This window comes from Streptomyces sulfonofaciens, assembly GCF_014656295.1.
In the GTDB taxonomy this organism is placed as follows: domain Bacteria; phylum Actinomycetota; class Actinomycetes; order Streptomycetales; family Streptomycetaceae; genus Streptomyces; species Streptomyces sulfonofaciens.
Window position 1 is genome coordinate 149,055 of sequence record NZ_BNCD01000006.1, and the last position, 19,153, is coordinate 168,207.

Here is a 19,153-nt window from a genome sequence, read left to right on the forward strand (position 1 = left end):
TCCAACCCCCCACGGTCCGCAGCGCCGCCGTTCTCCGGCGGCGCTGCGGGCGCGCCCGGGGCCTTCTCGTACGGCTCCTCCGCGGGCGGCCCGGCGCGGGTCCGGCGGGGCCGACGGGTCCACAGGCCGACGGGTCCGGCGGGCACGGGCGGGCCTACCAGAGCAGCTCGCGCACCTGCTGGACGCAGAGCACCACGAACAGCAGGCCGCCGATGGCGAGCATGGAGTTGCTGAGGATGCCGTTGCGCCACGCGCCGGGCGTACGGGAGGTGTTCAGCATCCAGATCAGGGTCAGCGCCAGGAACGGCATGAAGAACGCGCCCAGCACGCCGTAGACGACGACCAGTCCGAAGGGCTGGTTCAGCCAGAGCAGCGCCATCGGCGGAAAGGTCAGCCAGAGCAGGTAGGCGCGGAAGGGCCGGGTGTGTTCGCGGGCGCCGGATGCGACCTCCTCGGCGCGGGACTCGCTGCCGCTGCGCAGCCGCTCGACGAAGTCGGCGAAGAGCAGCGAGACGCCGTGCCAGACACCGATCAGGGCGGAGAAGGAGGTGGCGCAGAAGCCGATCAGGAAGAGCTTGGCGGTGAAGGTGCCGAAGCGCCTCTCCAGGATGTCGGAGAGGTCGACCAGACCCCTGTCGCCGGAGGCGAGGGCGATGCCCGAGGCGTGCAGCAGTTCGGCGCCGACGATCAGCATCGCGACCACGAAGACTCCGGTGGTGAGGTAGGCGACCCGGTTGTCGAGCCGCATCACCTTCATCCACGAGGAGTCGGTCCAGCCCTTCGCGTTGACCCAGTAGCCGTACGCCGCCATGGTGATCGTGCCGCCGACGCCGCCGATGAGGCCGAGGGTGTAGAGGAACGAGCCGTCCGGCAGGACGGGCACCAGGCCGGCGAACGCGGCCGGCAGGTCCGGCACGACGCGGATCGCCACGTACACCACGATGAGGAACTTGATGCCGATCAGCACCGTCATCAGCTTCTCGAAGCGGTGGTAGCGGTTGAACCAGACGAGCACGAGGCCGATCAGTCCGGCCGCGATCGCGAACGTCTTCAGCCCGCCCGGCATGCCGGGGAAGAGCGCGGCCAGCGGCAGCGCGGTGGACGACATCGCCGTGGCGCCGTACACGAAGCCCCAGACGACCACGTAGATGCCGAAGTAGACCGAGGTCCAGCGACCGAGTGAGCGCCAGCCGTCGAACATCGTGCGGCCGGTCGCCAGGTGCCAGCGGCCCGTCGCCTCCGCCAGCGAGATCTTCACCAGGCAGCCGACGACCGCCGCCCACAGCAGGGTGTAGCCGAACTTGGAGCCGGCGATCAGCGTGGCGACCAGGTCGCCCGCCCCGACGCCGGTCGCGGCGACGACGATGCCCGGGCCGATGTGCTTCCAACTGGCCTTGCGCAGACCGGTCGCACCGGACGCCCGTGCCGTGGTGTCCGCTCCCCCTCCGGTGCCCGGTGGCGTGCCTGGTGCTGAGCCCGGTGCCGTGCCTGCGTTGTCCGCTGTCTCCGCCATGCGCATCAAGAAAGCGAAAGATCGGTGGGTGCACAAGGGGGCATGCGTGAGTGGTTCCGGTGCGCACCTGGCGGGGCGCGCCCCGCGTGCCGGGCGGATGCCCGGCGGATGCCGGCCGGGCGGCCGGGGCCCCGTGGGCGGTGGGGCGGTGGTGCCGGCGGCGGGCGACGCGCGGGCCACCCGCTCGGGGGGTGGCGACGCGCGGGCCCCGTCCTGGCCGTTCGCGCGACTCCCCGCGCCCCTGCGGGGCGGCGCCCTGGTCAGGGGCGCGGGGAAGTGCGCGCGCTGTTCGCCACCGGTGGCGGCCGGGGTCAGTTCTTGGCCGTGGACTTCTCCTTCGCGGACGGCTTCTCCCCGTCCGAGGGCCCGGTCCCGCCCGCAGGCTCCCCGGCGTCCGAGCCGGCCTCCGGCTCGGCGGGCTCCCCGGCCTGCTCACCGTGCTCGGCCTGCTCGGCCTGCTCGGCGGCCTCCGTCGTCCCCGCCGACTCCGTCGTCCCCGCCGGATCAGTCGTCCCCGCCGGATCAGTCGTCTGCGACGTCTCCTCCTCGTCCTCGGCCTCGTCCTCGTCTTCGAAGTAGGCGTCGAGGACCTCGTCGAGCCGGGCCGTCCACTCCTTCAGGGTTCCCCTGTCCGGGGCCTGCACCTCCGCCGGGTACCAGCGGCGGTCAGGGGTGTGGGCCGTGACGGTGAGCCGGCGGCCGAAGCGGGAGGTCTCGTACTCGACCGCGCCGATCTCGTCCCAGGTCCAGTCGGCGGCCTGGTCGTCCAGCGTGAACCGGACCCCTTCGGCGTTCAGCGTGATCGAGCCGCGGCGGTCGGCGGCCTCGAACGACGGCTTGCCGTCGCCGTCCGCGGCGCCCTGCTCCTCGTCCTCCGCCACATCCACTGCGCCCGGGGAGTCGGCGGAGTCGGCGGCCTCCGAGTCCTCCGAGGCCGCACCGGTCCCGGCGCCCTCTGCCGTCTCGCCCTTCCCGGGGCTCGCGGGGCCCTCGGCCCCGGCATCCTGCACCGGAGCGTCCTCCTCTGCGGGAGCGTCCTCCTTCCCCGCGGTCCTCGGACCGTCGGCGTCCGCGGTCGCCACCGCGTCGTCCTGCTCCACCTGGTCCGTGACGGCGACGTCCCCCGGGTCCCCGGGCTCGTCGCGGCCGGAGGACATGAGGCCGGAGATGAACGCAGGATCAGTCGAGGCGACCTGCACTGGCTGGATCTTCAGATCTTTGCGCTGCTCCACGGCGGGCAGTATGGACGACGAACCTGTGTTCGCGACAGTCGGGCCGGTCAGGCGCACGGCGCCCACGGCGGGCGCCCACGGCCCCGGGCGCCACTCCCCCGTGCCTAGACGAAGAGGCTCACCACCGCCGCCATCACGAAGCCGGCGACCGACAGCACGGACTCCAGGACCGTCCAGGTCTTGAGGGTGTCGCGTTCGCTGATGCCGAAGTACTTGGCGACCATCCAGAACCCGCCGTCGTTGACGTGCGAGGCGAAGATGGAGCCCGCCGAGATGGCCATGATCACCAGCGCGACGAACGCCTGCGAGTGCCCGCCGTGCTCCACCAGCGGCCAGACGATGCCCGCCGTGGTGACGATGGCGACGGTCGCGGAGCCCTGCGCGACGCGCAGCACGAGCGAGATCAGGTACGCCAGCACGATCACCGGCAGGCCCACGTCGTGGAAGGTGTCGGAGAGCGCCTGGGCGACACCGCTGCCCTTGAGGACGGCGCCGAAGATCCCGCCCGCGCCGACCACCAGCAGGATGTTGCCGACCGGCTTGAGCGAGGCGGTCGACACGGTCTCCAGGGACTGCCGCGACCAGCCGCGGCGCAGACCGAGCAGCCAGTAGGCGAGACCGAGCGCCAGGGTCAGCGCCACGAAGGGATGGCCCAGGAACTCCACCACGGAGCGTCCGGTGGAGGGGTCGAAGACGATGGAGGAGAAGGTGGCCAGCAGGATCAGCACCAGCGGGGTGCCGATGATGGCGAGCACGGTGCCGAGCGGCACGGGCTTCTCCTGGGGGGCGACGCCCGCGGCCCGCTGCTCGGCGACCAGCGCCTGCCGGGACTCCTCGGCGGCCTCGGCCATGTCCTGCGGCACGGGCACGAAGATCCGCCGGCCGATCCACGCGGACCAGACCCAGGCGGCGAGCACGGCCGGCAGTCCGCAGACGACGCCCATCAGGATGATCCAGCCGAGGTCGACGTGGAGCAGTGCGGCGGCGGCGACGGGGCCCGGGTGCGGCGGCAGGAAGGCGTGGGTCATGGACAGGCCCGCCAGCAGCGGCATGGCGTACAGGACGATCGACTTGCCGGACCGCTTGGCGGCCGCGTAGACGAGCGGCGCGAGGACGAAGATGCCGACGTCGAAGAAGACCGGTATGCCGAATATCAGGCCGGTCAGGCCCATGGCGAGCGGGGCGCGCCGCTCGCCGAAGAGGCGTATGAGGCGTCCCGCGAGCACCTCGGCGCCGCCGGAGACCTCCAGCACCGCGCCGAGCATGGTGCCCAGGCCGATGATGATCGCGATATGGCCGAGGGTGCCGCCCATGCCGGACTCGATCAGCGAGACCGCGTCCGACTTCTGAACGGTGCCGAACAGCTCGGTGACGGACAGGCCCGCCGCGAGGCCGACGGCTATGGAGACCGCGAGCAGCGCGACGAAGGGCTGCAACCTGATCTTGATGATCAGGAAGAGCAGCAGGAGGATGCCGAGCGCGGCGATCGTCAGCAGGCCGGGCGTACCGTCGATGAGGAGCAGCAGGCCACCCGTGTGGGGTGGGGTCTGCGGCGCGGGCCCGGCGGCCAGCACAGGGGTGGACAGCGGCATGGGGGACCTCGTGATTCCATCTGGCTTTCGGAGGATGGGCAGGGTGCATCGCGGCGCGGCGCCGTGGGTCGGCGCCGCGCCGTGTCATGGGTGTGGTCTGCGGCCGCGGTGAGCGGGCCGGCCGGCCGGCTCAGTCCAGCACGGCGAGCGCGTCGATCTCGACGAGCAGGCCCTTGGGCAGCCCCACGTAGACGGTGGTGCGGGCGGCGGGCGGCTCCACCAGGTTCTGCTCCTCGAAGTAGCCGTTGTAGATCGCGTTGAACTCCGCGAAGTGGTCGACGTCCGTGAGGTAGACGCGGATCATCATCACGTCGTCCCACCTCGCGCCGCCCTCTTCGAGGATCGCCTTGACGTTGGCGAGGGTCTGGAGCGTCTGCTCGCGCAGGGTGGGCCCTGCGGGGGTGGGCGGCACGCCCTCGGCGGCGGGCAGGAAGCCGACCTGGCCGGCGACCTGGAGGATGTTGCCCTTCCTGACGCCGTGGGAGAACTTCGCGGGCGGGGTGGTGTGGGTCGCGGGGGTGAGGGCGGTCTTCTGGGTCATGGGTGGTCCTCGGTGGGGTGTGCGTGGGGTGGGGCGGGCGACGCGGCCGCGGGGGACGCGGCCAAGGCCCGGTCCGGGAGGGGACCCGAGCCGGTGCGGCCCGAGTACTCCCGGCTGATGGCGTCCGCGGTGCGGCGCACCAGCGGCAGCAGGGTGAGCAGTTCCTCGGCCGTCACCACGACGTTCGGTGCGGACACCGACATGGCGGCCACGGCCCTGCCGTCCGCACCGATGACGGGCGCGCCGATGCAGTTGATGGACTCCTCGTGGCCGCCGAGGTCGGTGGCCCAGCCCTGTTCGCGCACGGTCGCCAGCTCCTTGAGGAAGGCGGTGGCGTTCGGCGTCGAACGGGACGTGTACATGGGGTAGTCGAGCCGCTGCGCCAGGGCCCTGCGCTCGGTCTCGGGCAGGTCGGCGAGCAGCAGCTTGGCGACCGCGGCGACGGTGATGGCGACCGGCTTGCCGATGCGCGAGTACATCCGGACCGGGTAGCGGCTCTCCACCTTGTCGATGTACAGCACCTCGTGCTCCTCGTGGACGGCGAGGTGCACGGTGTGGCCGCACCTCTCGTTGAGGTCGACGAGGTGCGGGTGCGCGATCTCGCGGACGTCCAGGCTCTCCACGGCCTGCTGGGCGAGGGCGAAGAGCCGGGCACCGAGGCGGTAGCGCTGGTCGGACTGGCGGTAGACCAGGCCGTGTTCGTGCAGGGTGCGCAGCAGCCGCAGGGCCGTGGACTTGTGCACGCCCAGGCGCTCGGCGACCCTGCCGAGGTCGGCGGGCCCCTCGGCGAGCAGGGGCAGGATGCTCAGCGCGCGGTCGACGGTCTGGCTCATGGCGCGGGCACCTCCTCGTCGGCCCCCGCGTCCCGTCCGGGAAGGCCGGTGCCGGGCGCGTCGAGCGCCTCCGTCCAGCCGGGGCCGAGTCGAAGTCTCCCCCACGCCGCTTCGTCCAGTGCGGCCAGCCGGTCGGCGCGGGGGCGCCCCGGCGGGGGGCCGAGGTCGCCGGCGACGGTGAGCGCGGCAGCCGCCATGAGGTGCCCGTGCCGGATCCGGTCCCGCAGCGGCAGGCCCCGCAGGGTGCCCGAGAGGAACCCGGCGGCGAAGGCGTCGCCCGCGCCGACCTCGGCGACCACGTCGACGCGCAGGGCCGGGACGAAGGTGACGGTGTCGCGCACGGGGGCGGACTCCGCGGACGCGCCGCCGCACGGGTTGTCCGCGGCGCCGGGGCTGTCCGCGGTGCCGGAGCTGTCCGCGGTGCCGGGGCGGCGGACGGCATCGGGGCGGTGGACGCCGAGGGCCGCCCGGTGGAAGACGGTGGCGCCGGTGGCACCCTGCTTGACGACGAGCGTCCGCGGCTCGGGCAGCACCGCGCGGACGGCGGCGGGCCCCCCGGTGACGCCCCAGGCGGCCTCGGCCTCGTCCTCGCCGACGAAGACCAGGTCGCAGCGGCGCCCGAGACCGAGCAGCGTGGTTCCGGCCCGTTCGGCGTCACGCCACAGGCCGACGCGGTAGTTGACGTCGAAGGAGAGCAGCGGGCGGTGCCCGCCTGCCCGGCCCCCCGGGCCGGTGCCCGGTGCCGTGAGGTCGTCCAGCAGGGCTAGGCAGTCCGCGGAGAGTGCGGCCGTGATGCCGGTGAGGTGCAGGATCCGACCGGAGCGCAGGACGTCGCCCGGCATGTTCGCCGGCGACATGGCGGACGCGGCGGATCCGGCGCGGTAGTAGACGACTTCGGCGAACGGCGCGGCGGGCGGCCCCTGCCGTGCGGGGACTGCGGGCGCGGAACGGGACAGCGCGCGCTCCCCCGCCGTGCGGAAGTAGATGCCGGTCGGACGGTGCGGGTCGTACTGCACATCGCCGGTGTCGACACCGTACGAGGCGATCCTCTCCACCAGGTGCTGCCCGAAGCCGTCGGCACCGACCCGGCCCACCCACTTCGCGCTGTGCCCCGCGCCGGCGACACCGCAGGCCACGTTGGACTCGGCGCCCCCGATGCCCCGTTCGAAGGACGCCACGTCGGCCAGCCCGCCCGGCTCCCGGGGCAGGAAGGTGACCATCGACTCGCCGAGTGTGACGAGGTCGAGGCGGGCGGCGCCGGACGGGACCGGGCGGGCGGCGCCGGCCGGAACGGCGCCGGGGCGCTCGTCCCGCGGGCGCTCTGGTTCTGCGGCTCCACAGGGGGTCACAGTGGTCGGGCTCCTCGCTCGTCTGGCTCCGCCGTGGCGTGGGGGGCGGAGGGCTCCGTTGACCCGGCGTGGCTCGGATGTTAGACAGCAGTGAGCGACATACGCAATGACGGTTGCACGATATGCAACGAAGCAGGAGGCTCCATGGCGTCCGACCACCTCGCCGGTGACACCGTCCCCGCCTCGAAGGGCTCCGAGGACCCCGCCGTGCGCAGGGTCCGCGACGCCGTAGGACGCCTCGCCGACGAGCGCGTCGACCACCGCTTCCGCGGCCTGCCGCCGGACGCCGACGGCCTGACCGTCGGCGAACTCGCGGCCCAGCGCAGGAACCTCTTCACGGGCGGCTTCACCACGCCGGTCCTGACGCTGTCCGCCGAGCGCCTCGCGCACAACCTGACCCTGATGGAGACCTACGCCGAACGGCACGGCCTGTCCTTCGCGCCGCACGGCAAGACCTCGATGGCACCGCAGCTCTTCGCCCGCCAACTGGAGCACGGCGCGTGGGGCATCACGCTCGCGGTGCCGCACCAGGTGCGGGTGGCGCGCGCGTTCGGCGTGCCGCGCGTCCTCCTCGCCAACGAGGTGGTGGACGCCCCCGCCCTGACCTGGCTGGCGGCCGAGCTGGCCGCCGACCCCGGCTTCCGCTTCATCTGCTACGTCGACTCGGTGCGCGGCGTCGAGCTGATGGACGCCGTCCTGAAGGAGGCGGTCCCCCCGCCGGGCGGCACCCCGCGCCCGGTGGACGTCGTCGTGGAACTGGCCGCGGGCGACGGCGCCCGCACCGGTGCCCGCACGGAGGCGGAGTGCCGTGCCGTCGCGGACGCGGTGGCCGCGGTGGGCACCCTGCGGCTGGTGGGCGTCGCCGGTTACGAGGGCGAGGTGCCGAACGCCGAACCGGACCGGGTGCGCGACTGGCTGCGGCGGCTGACGGCGCTGCTGGTCGACTTCGACGAGGCGGGGCTGTTCGGCGGTTCGGGACTGGACGAGATCGTGCTGAGCGCGGGCGGCAGCGCGTGGTTCGACTCGGTCGCGCAGGTCTTCGCCGAGTTGCCCGGCCTCTCCCTGCCGGTGCGCAAGCTGCTCCGCTCGGGCGCCTACGTGTCGCACGACGACGGCCACTACCGGCATGTGACCCCGTTCAACCGGGTGCCGGAGGAGGGTGCGCTGCACCCGGCGTTCCGGCTGTGGGCGCAGGTGGTCTCGCGGCCGTCGCCGGACCAGGCGTTCCTGAACGCCGGGAAGCGGGACGCCGCGTACGACCTCGATCTGCCCGAGGCGCAGGTGGTCAGGGCGGCCGGCGGGAGTGGCGCGACCGAGCGGCCGGCGACCGCGGTGGCGGTCGAGAAGCTCTCGGACCAGCACGCCTGGCTGCGCACCGGTGCACAGGCCGGACTGCGGGTCGGTGACTGGGTGGGGCTCGGGCTGTCGCATCCGTGCACGTCGTTCGACAAGTGGGCGCTGATCCCGGTCACCGAGGCGGATGGGACGGTCACGGACTACGTCCGCACCTTCTTCTAGTTCTTCTAGCCCCGTCCGCCTGCGGGCACCGCCGCCGGCCACCGGGCCACCGACCGCGGTCCCCGGGTCCCGGCAGGCGCGGCCCCTTCCTCCACCTTGCGCCCCCTGGGCGCGGAAAGCACCGTCATGGACCTTGTCATTGAGGACACCCTCGTCGTCGACGGCACCGGAGGTGCCCCCTACCGGGCCGACGTCGGTCTGGACGGTGGGCGGATCACCGCCATCCGCACGGGCGGGGCGCGGCTGAGCGGGCGCCGGACGCTGGACGCGCACGGCCTCGCCCTCGCCCCGGGCTTCATCGACATGCACGCCCACAGCGACCTGGCACTGCTGCGCGACCCGGACCACAGCGCCAAGGCCGCGCAGGGCGTCACCCTCGAAGTCATCGGCCAGGACGGCCTGTCGTACGCGCCCGTCGACGACCGCACCCTCGCCGAGGTGAGCCAGGCCATCGCCGGCTGGAACGGCGACGTGCTCGACGACCCGCTCACCACCCCCACCTGGCGCTCCGTCGGCGAGTACCTGGACCGCCTGGACCACGGCTTCGACGGCGCGGGGATCGCCGTCAACGCCGCCTACCTCATCCCCCAGGGCACCGTGCGGATGCTCGCCGTCGGCTGGGACGACCGCGAGGCCACGCCCGACGAGCTGGACCGGATGCGGCAGTTGGTCGCCGCGGGGATGCGCGAGGGCGCGGTCGGCATGTCCTCGGGCCTCACCTACACCCCCGGCATGTACGCGAAGGACTCGGAACTCACCGCGCTCTGCCGCGTCGTGGCCGCACACGGCGGCTACTACTGCCCGCACCACCGCTCCTACGGGGCGGGCGCCCTCAAGGCGTACGAGGAGATGGTGGCCCTCGCCCGCGAGGCGGACTGCCCGCTGCACCTCGCGCACGCCACCATGAACTTCGAGGTGAACGAGGGCCGCGCGCCCGAGCTGCTCGCCCTGCTCGACCGGGCCCTCGCGGACGGCGCCGACATCAGCCTGGACACCTATCCCTACACGCCCGGCTCCACCACCCTGGTGTCGATGCTGCCGAGCTGGGCCTCGGTCGGCGGCCCCGAGGCGATCACGGCCCGGCTGCGCGACGACGGCACCGCCGAGCGGATCCGCCACCACGTGGAGGTGACCGGCTCGGACGGCTGCCACGGTGTGCCGATCGACTGGGCCGCCATCGAGATCTCCGGCGTCCGGGACCCGGCGCTCGCCGCCTACGTGGGCCGCACGGTCCGCGAGTCGGCTGGGCTGCGCGGGGAGAGCCCCTGGACGACCGCCCGCCGGCTGCTCCTCGACGACCGGCTCGGGACGACGATCCTCCAGCACGTCGGCCACGAGGAGAACGTCCGGCAGATCATGCGGCACCGGGTGCACACCGGGGGCTCGGACGGCATCCTCCAGGGCGACAAGCCGCACCCGCGCGCCTACGGCACCTTCCCCCACTACCTCGGCCACTACGTCCGCGAGTTGGGCGTCCTCTCCCTCCCGGAGTGCGTCGCGCACCTCACGGGGCGCCCCGCCGCACGGCTGCGGCTCGCCGACCGCGGTCTGGTGCGCGAGGGCCACCGCGCCGACCTGGTGCTCTTCGATCCGGACACCGTTGCGGCCGGCTCCACCTTCGCGGCCCCGCGCACCCTGCCGACCGGCATCCCGTACGTGCTGATCGACGGCCGTTTCGTGATCGAGGACGGGCGGCGCACGGACGTACTGGCGGGGCGGACGATCCGTTCCACGGGCGCCCGCGCGTAACACCCGTGTTAGGCGCCGTCCGTCATGCTGGCCGGTATCCGAACCACAGAGAGGATGCGCCATGGACAAGCGGACCCTGGCCCTGGCCGGAGCCACCGTGCTGTGTGCGGGTGGTGTCGCGTTCGCCGCGACGGCGAGCGCGTCGACCGGCGGCGCGGGCCCGGCCCCGGCCCCGTCGTCGTCCGACGGCTCGCCCAAGGCCCCGGCCGCCCCGGACGTGCCGCGGGTGCTGCACAGCGAGTCGGTGGCGCAGGACCCGGACACCGGCAGGCTGACCACCCGTGACGTCCAGAGCGGCAAGGTGGTGTCGGCCTCGGGCAGCACCCTCACGGTGCGCAGCGCGGACGGCACGCAGTGGACCTGGACCCTGGCGAAGGACACCAGGATCGCCACCGAGAAGTCCGGCCGCGCCGCGGCGAAGGACGTCGGGACGGGCGACTCGGTCACCGTGACCGGCACCCGTGACGGCGACACGCGCACGGCGCGGACCGTCAGCGACCCGCCCCGGGCGCTCGCCGGGGACGTGCGCAAGAAGCTGCGCAAGCGGCTCGGCAGGGAACTCGGCTCGAAGGACCTCGACGCGAAGGACCTCAAGGAACTGCGCAAGGAGTTCCGCAAGCACTTCGGGGACCTGCCGCACGTCCGGGACCTGCCCGGCGGGCAGGACGGCGCCCGGTCCAGCGTCTGAGCGCCGGGCGGGTGGGCCGGAGGGGCAGAGCCGCTGTGCGGGCCGGGCGGGTGAGCCGAGAACGCGGGCCGGGCGTGCGGGCCCGGCGCGCGGACCGGGCGCCTGAACCGGGTGTGGGAGTCAAACGTGTGCACCGGCAGGTGCACCGGGCGACCGTATGACCTCGACGCCCCTCGCCGGCCCTCGCCGGCCCCGGCGGCCGCTCGATCCGACCGTCCCGCCCCCGGCCGCCCCCGCCGACGACCCCCGGCCCGGTCGGCTCGGGCCCGGGGCCGGCGGTACCGGGCTCAGGTCCTGGCCGGCGGTACCGGGGGCGACGGCGGCACCGCCGGCACGGGCGGCACCGGCCGCTCCCGGTGGCCGGCGCCCGACTGGCGGTGGGGCAGCAGGTGGCCCGGGTGCCGCGGCCCGCCGCCGGTGGGCAGGGACACGGACACCTCCAGACCGCCGCCCGCACGGGCCCGGGCGGTGCAGGTGCCGCCGTGCGCCGCGGCGATCGCGGCAACGATCGACAGTCCGAGCCCGGCGCCGGCCGGCGCCGCCGCCACGGACGGCGCACCGCCCGCCGCCCCCGCGGACCCGGGCGGCACCCGGTCCGCCTCCGCAGGACCCGGTGCCGCCCGCTCCCCCGGGCGCCCCGCGACCGGCTCCCGGCCGGGCCCCGAACGTCCGGAGGCCACCCGGTCCTGGTCCATCCTGCCAAACGGCCTGAACAACTCCGCGACCGTCTCCCGCGGCAGCTCGCGGCCCGAGTTCACGACCCGGAGGGTGACACGGTGCCCGTCATCGCGGGTGGTCACGCCCAGCCAGCCGCCGTCGAGGTTGTGCCGGGTCGCGTTCTGCACCAGGTTGACGGCGAGCCGCTCGATCAGGACGGGGTCGCCGAACAGCACCGCCGGCTCCAGGCCGCGCTCGACCCGCAACTCCCGTCCGCGCACCTCGGCGGCCGCGCCCGCCAGCGCGGCCCCGGCCGCCGCGGCCAGGTCGACGCTCTCGCAGCGGTCCACACCGCTCTGGCTGCGGGCCAGCGTCAACAGGCTCTCGATCACGTGCTCGTGCCGCTCGGTGGCGGCGCGCAGCCGCAGCGCCATGGTGCGCAGCGACGCCTCGGTGGGGTTGGCGAGGGCGACGTCGATGGCGGCGCGCTGCACCGTCAGCGGAGTGCGCAGTTCGTGCGAGGCGTTCGCGGCGAACCTCCGTTGGGCCTCGAAGGCGGCCGACAGCCGCGCCAGCATGCCGTCGAAGGTGTCCGCGAGGTCCTTGAGCTCGCCGCCGGAGCCCTCCAGGTTGATCCGCTCGTCCAGGTTGTGGGTGGAAAGCCGCCGGGCGGTTGCCGTGATCTCACGCAGCGGGCGCAGTGCCCGGCCCGCGAGCACCCAGCCGAGGACGACGGCGATCAGGGTCATGAAGGCCAGGGCGATGGCGGACTGCGTCATCAGCTCGTGCAGGGCGTTGGCGCGCTCGCCCTGCTGGGCGTCCCTGATGGCCCGCAGGGTCTCGCCGCGGCCGGCGCCGAGCAAGCGCCGCAGCGCGGGCGCCGGTACGCGCAGCTCGTCGACCCTCGGCAGGCGGGCGGCGCGGGCGCCGATCTGCCGGGCCACCAGACCGTAGGTGATGGCCAGCAGGGCCGTACCGGCGATCAGGAAGAGGCCGCCGTACACCGCGGTCAGCCGCAGCCGCAGCGATCCCGGGAACCGGGCCCGGCCGACACGGCGCGCCAGGGGCGGCCCGCTCACCGCAGCCGGTACCCCGCGCCCGTGACCGTCTCGATCAGCTCCGGGCCGCCCAGTTTGCGGCGCAGCCGCGACAGCGTGGTGCGGACCGTGTTCGTGAAGGGGTCGGCGTGCGCGTCCCATACCCTCTCAAGCAACTCCTCACTGGTGACCACCGCGCCGCGCGCCCCGAGCAGCACCTGGAGCATCCCGAACTCCTTGCCGGTGAGCGCGAGGGGCCGCCCCGCGCGGGTGGCGGTGCGGCGTGCCGTGTCCATGATGACGTCGGCGTGGCAGAGCACGGGAGGCAGCGCCGGATGGGCCCGCCGGCCCAGGGCCTGGATGCGGGCCACCAGCTCGGCGAAGGCGAACGGCTTGGGCAGGTAGTCGTCCGCGCCCAGGTTCAGGCCCGCGACCCGGTCGTCGATGGTCGCCGCCGCGGTCAGCATGAGCACCTTGGCGTGCCCGCCGCCCTCGACCACCGCGCGGCAGACGTCGTCGCCGTGCACCCGGGGCAGGTCGCGGTCCAGGACGACGACGTCGTAGCGGTTGACGGCGGTCCGCTCAAGCGCCTCGGCGCCGTCCAGCGCCACGTCCACCGCAAAGCCCTGCTCGCGAAGCCCCTGCGCCACGATCTCCAGCAGTTCGACGCTGTCCTCGACGACCAGTACCCGCACGCGCTCCGCCCCTTCCCGTCCCTGCACGCCCGCATGCCCCGCATGCCCGCACGCCCCGGCGTTCCGCCCGGCACGACCCTGCCACGCCGGCCGTAACGGCGGCATAACACGCCGCCCGGGGCGCGTGCCCCGGACGGGCGAGCGCCCCGGGAAGCCGCGGCCCGCGGGGAAACCGTGTCAGCGCACCCCGCGCGGCCGGAACTGGATGCTGATGCGCGGCCCGGCGGCCCGCGCGGTCTTGGGGATCGCGTGCTCCCAGGTGCGCTGGCAGGAGCCGCCCATCACGACCAGGTCGCCGTGGCCGAGCGGGCGGCGGATCGAGGAGCCGCCGCCGCGTGGGCGCAGCAGCAGGTCGCGGGGCGCGCCCACGGAGACGATGGCGACCATGGTGTCCTCCCGCGAGCCGCGCCCGATGCGGTCGCCGTGCCAGGCGACGCTGTCCCGGCCGTCGCGGTACAGGCACAACCCGGCCGTGGCGAAGGGTTCGCCCAGCTCAGGCGCGTAGTGCCGGGAGAGCGAGGTCCTGGCCTCCTCCAGGACGGGATGCGGCAGGAGGTCGTCCGCGTCGTAGAAGGCGAGCAGGCGCGGGACCGCGACCGTGTCGTCGTACATCCTCCTGCGCTCGGCACGCCAGGGGACCTCCTCGGCGAGCCGTTCGAAGAGTGCGTCCGCTCCGGTGAGCCAGCCCGGCAGCAGGTCGATCCAGGCACCGTCGCCGAGCACGGTCCTGCGGACCCCGGCGAGCGTGCCGAGCCCGATGTCCTCGCCCTGGTCGAAGAGCGAGCCCTGGAGTGCGAGGCGGTCGCCCGGGCCACCGGGCCCGTGCGGTTCCCGCCCCTGGTGCGGTGCGGACATACGGACAAGCGTACGACGCAATCCGAACAACTGATCTAATTCGACGCCCGGGCCCGCCGGGCGTCACCCGAACGCCTCGCGTTGCCCAAAACACGCGGCGCTCGCCGTTACGCCCCCGTAAAGTTGCGGCATGCAGGTGATCCAGTCGACGAAGCTCGCCAACGTCTGTTACGAGATCCGGGGCCCGGTGCTCGAGGAGGCGATGCGTCTGGAGGCCGCAGGTCACCGCATCCTCAAGCTGAACACGGGAAATCCCGCCGCATTCGGCTTCGAGTGCCCCCCGGAGATCCTGGAGGACATCCTCCGCAACCTCGGCGACGCACACGGCTACGGCGACGCCAAGGGCCTGCTCGCCGCCCGGCGCGCGGTGGTCATGCACCACCAGACGCTGGGCGTGGAGACGGACGTGGAGCACGTCTTCATCGGCAACGGCGTCTCCGAGCTGATCGTGATGGCCATGCAGGGCCTGCTCGACGACGGCGACGAGGTGCTGGTCCCGGCTCCCGACTACCCGCTGTGGACCGCCGCGGTCTCCCTCTCCGGGGGCACCGCCGTGCACTACCGCTGCGACGAGCAGTCCGACTGGATGCCGGACCTCGCCGACGTGGAGCGCAAGGTCACCGACCGCACCAAGGCCCTGGTGATCATCAACCCGAACAACCCGACGGGCGCCGTGTACGACAGGGAGGTGCTGCGCGGCCTCACCGACATCGCCCGCCGCCACAACCTCCTCATCTGCTCCGACGAGATCTACGACAAGATCCTGTACGACGACGCGACCCACATCCCCACCGCCGCCGTCGCCCCCGACCTGCTCACCCTCACCTTCAACGGCATGTCCAAGGCCTACCGCGCGGCCGGCTACCGGGTCGGCTGGCTGGCGCTCTCCGGCCCGCGGGCGCACGCGGACTCCTACATCGAGGGCCTGACGATCCTCGCCAACATGCGGCTGTGCGCCAACATGCCCGGCCAGCACGGGGTGGTCGCGGCGCTCAGCGGCCGGCAGACGATCAAGGAGCTGGTGCTGCCCGGCGGCCGCCTGCGCGAGCAGCGCGACACGGCCTACGAGCTGCTGACCCAGATCCCGGGCGTGACCTGCGTCAAGCCCAAGGGAGCGCTCTACCTCTTCCCGCGCCTCGACCCCAAGGTCTTCAAGATCAGGGACGACCGGCAGATGGTGCTGGACCTGCTGCGCACCGAGAAGATCATGGTCGTCCAGGGCACCGGGTTCAACTGGCCGGAGCCCGACCACTTCCGCGTGGTCACCCTGCCGACCACCGCCGACCTCACCGACGCGGTGACCCGGATCGGCTCGTTCCTCGACGGATACGGACAGCCCTGACCCGGGCCGCACGGCCGCCGGACGGGACCGGACTCAACTTTAGACGAAATCCAATGTAGGATGGTTTCCTGTCAGTGGCACAGGAAGGCATCCCCCATGTACGAGCCGATCCGCTCCAAGTCGGTCCACTCGATCGCCGGTGCCCGTGCCGACTTCCCCCACCGCTCCCGCGAGGAGGAGCTGGACATCCAGCTCGCGGGCCATCTGGCGGCACTGCTCGCCGTCACCGACGAGTTGCGGGCACTGGCGCCCGACGCCGGGCTCGACACCGCCGCCGAGCGGCTGGCCGCACAGGTCGCGCGACTGCGCGGCGGTGCCCTGCCGGCCCGGGCCGTCGCCGTTCCCGCCCCCGGCCCGGTGGACCGGGCGCGGTCGGCGGCACTGCACCGCAGAGCGCACGCGCTGGCCGGTCGGGCCCTGGTGGTCGCGGCGTCCCGTGCGGACACGGCCGCGGCGATCCTCTCCGCCGAGTGCATGGACGCGCACGCCGCGGCCGCCGGCGAGCCCCGGGTACCCGCCCCCCTCCAGGTGTCCGCCGGATAGCGGGGGCCCACCGGGCAGCACCCGGCGGAACCCCGCGCCCTCAGCCCAGGCGGCGGACCAGCGCCTCGTACTCCTCCCACAGCTCCCTCGGGGTGTGGTCGCCGAAGGTGCGGAAGTGGTCGGGGATCAGGGCGGCCTCCTGCCGCCATGCCTGCGGGTCCACGGTGAGGAGGAGGTCCAGGTCCGCCTCGCCGAGGTCGAGTCCCTCCGTGTCCAGGGCGTCCCTGCTCGGCAGGATGCCGATGGGCGTGCGCACGCCCTCGCCGCGGCCGTCGAGGCGGTCCACGATCCACTTCAGCACCCGGCTGTTCTCACCGAAGCCCGGCCAGACGAACCGGCCCTCGGCGTCCTTGCGGAACCAGTTGACGTAGTAGATCCTCGGCAGCTTGGACTCGTCGCCCTCCCTGGCCACCGAGGTGCGGCCCATCTCGATCCAGTGGGCCATGTAGTCGCCCATGTGGTAGCCGCAGAACGGCAGCATCGCGAAGGGGTCGCGGCGCAGTTCGCCGACCGTGCCCTCGGCCGCCGCCGTCTTCTCCGAGGCGACGTTCGCGCCGAGGAACACCCCGTGGTTCCAGCCGAAGGACTCGGTGACCAGCGGTACGGCAGTGGCCCTGCGCCCGCCGAAGAGGATCGCCGAGATCGGTACGCCCTTCGGGTCCTGCCACTCCGGCGCGATGGTCGGGCACTGCGCCGCCGGGGTCGTGAAGCGGGCGTTGGGGTGCGCGGCGGGGGTGTCCGAGTCGGGCGTCCAGTCGTTGCCGCGCCAGTCGGTCAGGTGCGCGGGGGGCTCCTTGGTCATGCCCTCCCACCACACGTCGCCGTCGTCGGTGAGGGCCACGTTGGTGAAGACGGAGTTGCCCCAGAATGTCTTCATCGCGTTGGCGTTGGTGTCCTCACCCGTGCCGGGCGCGACACCGAAGAAGCCGGCCTCCGGGTTGATCGCGTGGAGCCGCCCGTCCGCGCCGAACCGCATCCAGGCGATGTCGTCGCCGATGGTCTCGACCGTCCAGCCGGGCAGGGTCGGCTCCAGCATGGCCAGGTTGGTCTTGCCGCAGGCCGAGGGGAAGGCCGCGGCGACGTACTTCGCCTCCCCGCGCGGCGGGGTCAGCTTGAGGATCAGCATGTGCTCCGCGAGCCAGCCCTCGTCGCGGGCCATCACGGAGGCGATACGCAGGGCGTAGCACTTCTTGCCGAGCAGCGCGTTGCCGCCGTAGCCGGAGCCGTACGACCAGATCTCGCGGTCCTCGGGGAAGTGCGAGATGTACTTGGTGGTGTTGCAGGGCCAGGGCACGTCGGCCTCGCCCGGGGCGAGCGGGGCGCCCACGGTGTGCACGGCCTTGACGAAGGCCCCGTCCGTGCCGAGCTCGTCGAGCACCGGCCGGCCCATCCTGGTCATGGTGCGCATGGAGACGGCCACGTACGCGGAGTCGGTGATCTCCACACCCATCGCGGAGAGCGGCGAGCCGAGCGGTCCCATGCAGAACGGCACGACGTACATCGTGCGCCCGCGCATCGCGCCGCGGAACACGCCTCCGCGGCCGCCCTCGCCCCGGAAGATGGCCCGCATCTCGCCGGGGTCCATCCAGTGGTTGGTCGGGCCCGCGTCCTCCTCGCGTGCGGAGCAGATGAAGGTGCGGTCCTCGACCCTGGCGACGTCACGGGGGTCGGAGGCGGCGTAGTACGAGTTCGGGCGCTTGACCGGGTCGAGCCTGGTGAAGGTGCCGTTGGCCACCAGTTCCCCGCAGAGGCGCTCGTACTCCGCCTCGGAGCCGTCGCACCAGACGACCCGGTCCGGCTCGGTCAGCCCGGCGATCTCGTCCACCCAGGCGACGAGGTCCCGGTGGGAGGTCGGGGGTGCCGACGGGGACCCGGCGGTGTCGGGGGCATCAGGAGGACGGGAGCCCAGCTCGGAGAGGACGGCATCGCGCGCCACGATTGCTCCTAAGTGAGGGATTCATGAGTTGTGGCCCAGGGGGCCAGCGGCCCGGACACCTGCGTCGCGGCGTCGGGAGGACACATGTCGAGCATGCACCCGCCCGCGTATTCGCTCATCCGGAACCGACCGCACTCATATGATCATGCGTCGCATGCGCCCATCTGTCCAGAGGGACGCACACATGAGCAGCGTGACCCTTCACACGTCCGTGTGACGTCCCGCGCCCGCCCGCGCCGCGGCCGATCTGGCACGCTGCGACTGATCTGTCACTTACGGGAGCGTCGGTACGATGCCGCTCATGACTGCGCCCGTCCCCGACGCACCCCTCACTCCCCCGGCCGCCGGCGACACCCCCGGCGAGCCGGTGTCGCCGCCCCAGCAGCCGGTGTCGCTGCCCCAGCAGATGTCCCAGTTGCCCCAGCAGGTCAAGCCCCGGCTGCGCGGCTGGCTGCACGCCGGGATGTTCCCGGCCGTACTCGTCGCCGGCCTGGTGCTCACCGCCCTCGCGGACTCCCCCCGCGGCCGCATCGCCTGCGGGATCTACGTCCTGACGGCCTGCCTGCTGTTCGGCGTGAGCGCGCTCTACCACCGCGGCAACTGGGGACCGCGGGCCGGCCGCATGCTCCGCAGGCTCGACCACGCCAACATCTTCCTGATCATCGCGGGCACCTACACGCCGTTGACGTTGCTCCTGCTGCCGGACGCCAAGGGCGAGTGGCTCCTGTGGGGGATATGGGCGGCCGCGGCGGCGGGCATCGTCTTCCGGGTGTTCTGGGTCGGCGCCCCGCGCTGGCTCTACACCCCGTGCTACATCGCCATGGGCTGGGCGGCGGTCTTCTTCCTGCCGGACTTCCTGCGCGCGGGCGGCATCGCCGTACTGGTCTGCGTGGTCGTGGGCGGCGTGCTGTACAGCGCCGGCGGGGTGGTCTACGGCATCAAGCGGCCGAACCCCTCACCCCGCTGGTTCGGCTTCCACGAGGTCTTCCACTCCTTCACCCTCGCCGCGTTCGCCGTGCACTACGTGGGCATCTCACTGGTCGCCTACCGGCACGGCTGACCGGCGCCGCACC

General features: G+C 73.3%; 16 protein-coding genes. 6 read left to right on the forward strand and 10 right to left on the reverse strand.

The genetic code is table 11. The features are described 5' to 3' along the window. Positions 1 to 154: 154 nt before the first annotated feature. The 6 genes from IE313_RS12365 to IE313_RS12390 all read right to left on the reverse strand — a co-directional run bounded on the left by IE313_RS12365 (position 155) and on the right by IE313_RS12390 (position 6,931). Complete coding sequence (locus IE313_RS12365) at positions 155 to 1,513, reverse strand: Nramp family divalent metal transporter (protein ID WP_189931248.1); 1,359 nt, start codon at positions 1,511 to 1,513, stop codon at positions 155 to 157. Between the two features lie 311 nt (positions 1,514 to 1,824). After that, positions 1,825 to 2,745, reverse strand: a complete 921-nt coding sequence (locus IE313_RS12370; RefSeq protein ID WP_189931250.1) for a hypothetical protein — start codon at positions 2,743 to 2,745, stop codon at positions 1,825 to 1,827. Between the two features lie 104 nt (positions 2,746 to 2,849). Further along, a complete protein-coding gene (locus tag IE313_RS12375) occupies positions 2,850 to 4,337 on the reverse strand; it encodes a GntP family permease (protein WP_189931252.1) in 1,488 nt (495 codons plus the stop codon). A 130-nt stretch (positions 4,338 to 4,467) separates the two neighbouring features. After that, positions 4,468 to 4,878, reverse strand: coding sequence for a RidA family protein (locus IE313_RS12380; protein ID WP_189931254.1), 411 nt, complete (start codon positions 4,876 to 4,878; stop codon positions 4,468 to 4,470). After that, a complete protein-coding gene (locus tag IE313_RS12385) occupies positions 4,875 to 5,711 on the reverse strand; it encodes an IclR family transcriptional regulator (RefSeq protein ID WP_189931256.1) in 837 nt (278 codons plus the stop codon). The genes IE313_RS12380 and IE313_RS12385 overlap by 4 nt, the downstream gene beginning before the upstream one ends. After that, entirely contained in the window at positions 5,708 to 6,931 is a 1,224-nt protein-coding gene (locus IE313_RS12390) for a sugar kinase (RefSeq protein WP_189931581.1), read from the reverse strand. The genes IE313_RS12385 and IE313_RS12390 overlap by 4 nt, the downstream gene beginning before the upstream one ends. A gap of 273 nt (positions 6,932 to 7,204) precedes the next feature. On the opposite strand from IE313_RS12390, the gene IE313_RS12395 reads away from it, so the two are divergent. The 3 genes from IE313_RS12395 to IE313_RS12405 all read left to right on the forward strand — a co-directional run bounded on the left by IE313_RS12395 (position 7,205) and on the right by IE313_RS12405 (position 11,015). After that, entirely contained in the window at positions 7,205 to 8,578 is a 1,374-nt protein-coding gene (locus IE313_RS12395) for an alanine racemase (RefSeq protein WP_189931258.1), read from the forward strand. Positions 8,579 to 8,704: 126 nt separating this feature from the next. After that, the gene (locus tag IE313_RS12400) at positions 8,705 to 10,327 is read left to right on the forward strand and encodes an N-acyl-D-amino-acid deacylase family protein (RefSeq protein ID WP_189931260.1); all 1,623 of its coding nucleotides are present in this window, start codon (positions 8,705 to 8,707) and stop codon (positions 10,325 to 10,327) included. A gap of 61 nt (positions 10,328 to 10,388) precedes the next feature. After that, a complete protein-coding gene (locus tag IE313_RS12405) occupies positions 10,389 to 11,015 on the forward strand; it encodes a hypothetical protein (RefSeq protein ID WP_189931262.1) in 627 nt (208 codons plus the stop codon). A 287-nt stretch (positions 11,016 to 11,302) separates the two neighbouring features. Here IE313_RS12405 and IE313_RS12410 read toward each other — a convergent pair whose 3' ends face one another. The 3 genes from IE313_RS12410 to IE313_RS12420 all read right to left on the reverse strand — a co-directional run bounded on the left by IE313_RS12410 (position 11,303) and on the right by IE313_RS12420 (position 14,259). Then, positions 11,303 to 12,751, reverse strand: coding sequence for a sensor histidine kinase (locus IE313_RS12410; protein ID WP_189931649.1), 1,449 nt, complete (start codon positions 12,749 to 12,751; stop codon positions 11,303 to 11,305). After that, on the reverse strand, positions 12,748 to 13,404 hold the full coding sequence (locus tag IE313_RS12415; protein WP_189931264.1) for a response regulator transcription factor: 657 nt from the start codon (positions 13,402 to 13,404) through the stop codon (positions 12,748 to 12,750). Before IE313_RS12415 ends, IE313_RS12410 begins: the two co-directional genes overlap by 4 nt. Positions 13,405 to 13,581: 177 nt before the next feature. Beyond that, positions 13,582 to 14,259 carry an alpha-ketoglutarate-dependent dioxygenase AlkB gene (locus IE313_RS12420; RefSeq protein WP_189931266.1) on the reverse strand — a complete coding sequence of 226 codons (678 nt, stop codon included), beginning with the start codon at positions 14,257 to 14,259 and terminating at the stop codon, positions 13,582 to 13,584. A gap of 130 nt (positions 14,260 to 14,389) precedes the next feature. Here IE313_RS12420 and IE313_RS12425 point away from each other — a divergent pair, with 130 nt between their 5' ends. Together IE313_RS12425 and IE313_RS12430 are read left to right on the forward strand one after the other, a co-directional pair. Continuing rightward, complete coding sequence (locus IE313_RS12425) at positions 14,390 to 15,601, forward strand: pyridoxal phosphate-dependent aminotransferase (protein ID WP_189931268.1); 1,212 nt, start codon at positions 14,390 to 14,392, stop codon at positions 15,599 to 15,601. 96 nt (positions 15,602 to 15,697) lie between these two features. Further along, positions 15,698 to 16,144, forward strand: a complete 447-nt coding sequence (locus IE313_RS12430; protein WP_189931270.1) for an SCO4983 family protein — start codon at positions 15,698 to 15,700, stop codon at positions 16,142 to 16,144. A gap of 40 nt (positions 16,145 to 16,184) precedes the next feature. On the opposite strand, the gene IE313_RS12435 is transcribed toward IE313_RS12430, so the two are convergent. Beyond that, positions 16,185 to 18,053: a phosphoenolpyruvate carboxykinase (GTP) gene (locus IE313_RS12435; RefSeq protein ID WP_189931583.1), complete on the reverse strand. Its 1,869-nt coding sequence runs from the start codon at positions 18,051 to 18,053 to the stop codon at positions 16,185 to 16,187. A 328-nt stretch (positions 18,054 to 18,381) separates the two neighbouring features. Between IE313_RS12435 and trhA the strand changes: the two genes are divergently transcribed. Further along, complete coding sequence (trhA, locus tag IE313_RS12440) at positions 18,382 to 19,140, forward strand: PAQR family membrane homeostasis protein TrhA (RefSeq protein WP_189931278.1); 759 nt, start codon at positions 18,382 to 18,384, stop codon at positions 19,138 to 19,140. The last annotated feature ends 13 nt before the right edge of the window (positions 19,141 to 19,153 follow it).

Coding starts and splice junctions, on each gene's coding strand:
- IE313_RS12365 (WP_189931248.1), bottom strand. CDS start 1,513: ATGGCGGAGACAGCGGACAACGCAGGCACGGCACCGGGCTCAGCACCA.
- IE313_RS12375 (WP_189931252.1), bottom strand. CDS start 4,337: ATGCCGCTGTCCACCCCTGTGCTGGCCGCCGGGCCCGCGCCGCAGACC.
- IE313_RS12380 (WP_189931254.1), bottom strand. CDS start 4,878: ATGACCCAGAAGACCGCCCTCACCCCCGCGACCCACACCACCCCGCCC.
- IE313_RS12385 (WP_189931256.1), bottom strand. CDS start 5,711: ATGAGCCAGACCGTCGACCGCGCGCTGAGCATCCTGCCCCTGCTCGCC.
- IE313_RS12390 (WP_189931581.1), bottom strand. CDS start 6,931: ATGGTCACCTTCCTGCCCCGGGAGCCGGGCGGGCTGGCCGACGTGGCG.
- IE313_RS12395 (WP_189931258.1), top strand. CDS start 7,205: ATGGCGTCCGACCACCTCGCCGGTGACACCGTCCCCGCCTCGAAGGGC.
- IE313_RS12400 (WP_189931260.1), top strand. CDS start 8,705: ATGGACCTTGTCATTGAGGACACCCTCGTCGTCGACGGCACCGGAGGT.
- IE313_RS12405 (WP_189931262.1), top strand. CDS start 10,389: ATGGACAAGCGGACCCTGGCCCTGGCCGGAGCCACCGTGCTGTGTGCG.
- IE313_RS12420 (WP_189931266.1), bottom strand. CDS start 14,259: ATGTCCGCACCGCACCAGGGGCGGGAACCGCACGGGCCCGGTGGCCCG.
- IE313_RS12425 (WP_189931268.1), top strand. CDS start 14,390: ATGCAGGTGATCCAGTCGACGAAGCTCGCCAACGTCTGTTACGAGATC.
- IE313_RS12430 (WP_189931270.1), top strand. CDS start 15,698: ATGTACGAGCCGATCCGCTCCAAGTCGGTCCACTCGATCGCCGGTGCC.
- trhA (WP_189931278.1), top strand. CDS start 18,382: ATGACTGCGCCCGTCCCCGACGCACCCCTCACTCCCCCGGCCGCCGGC.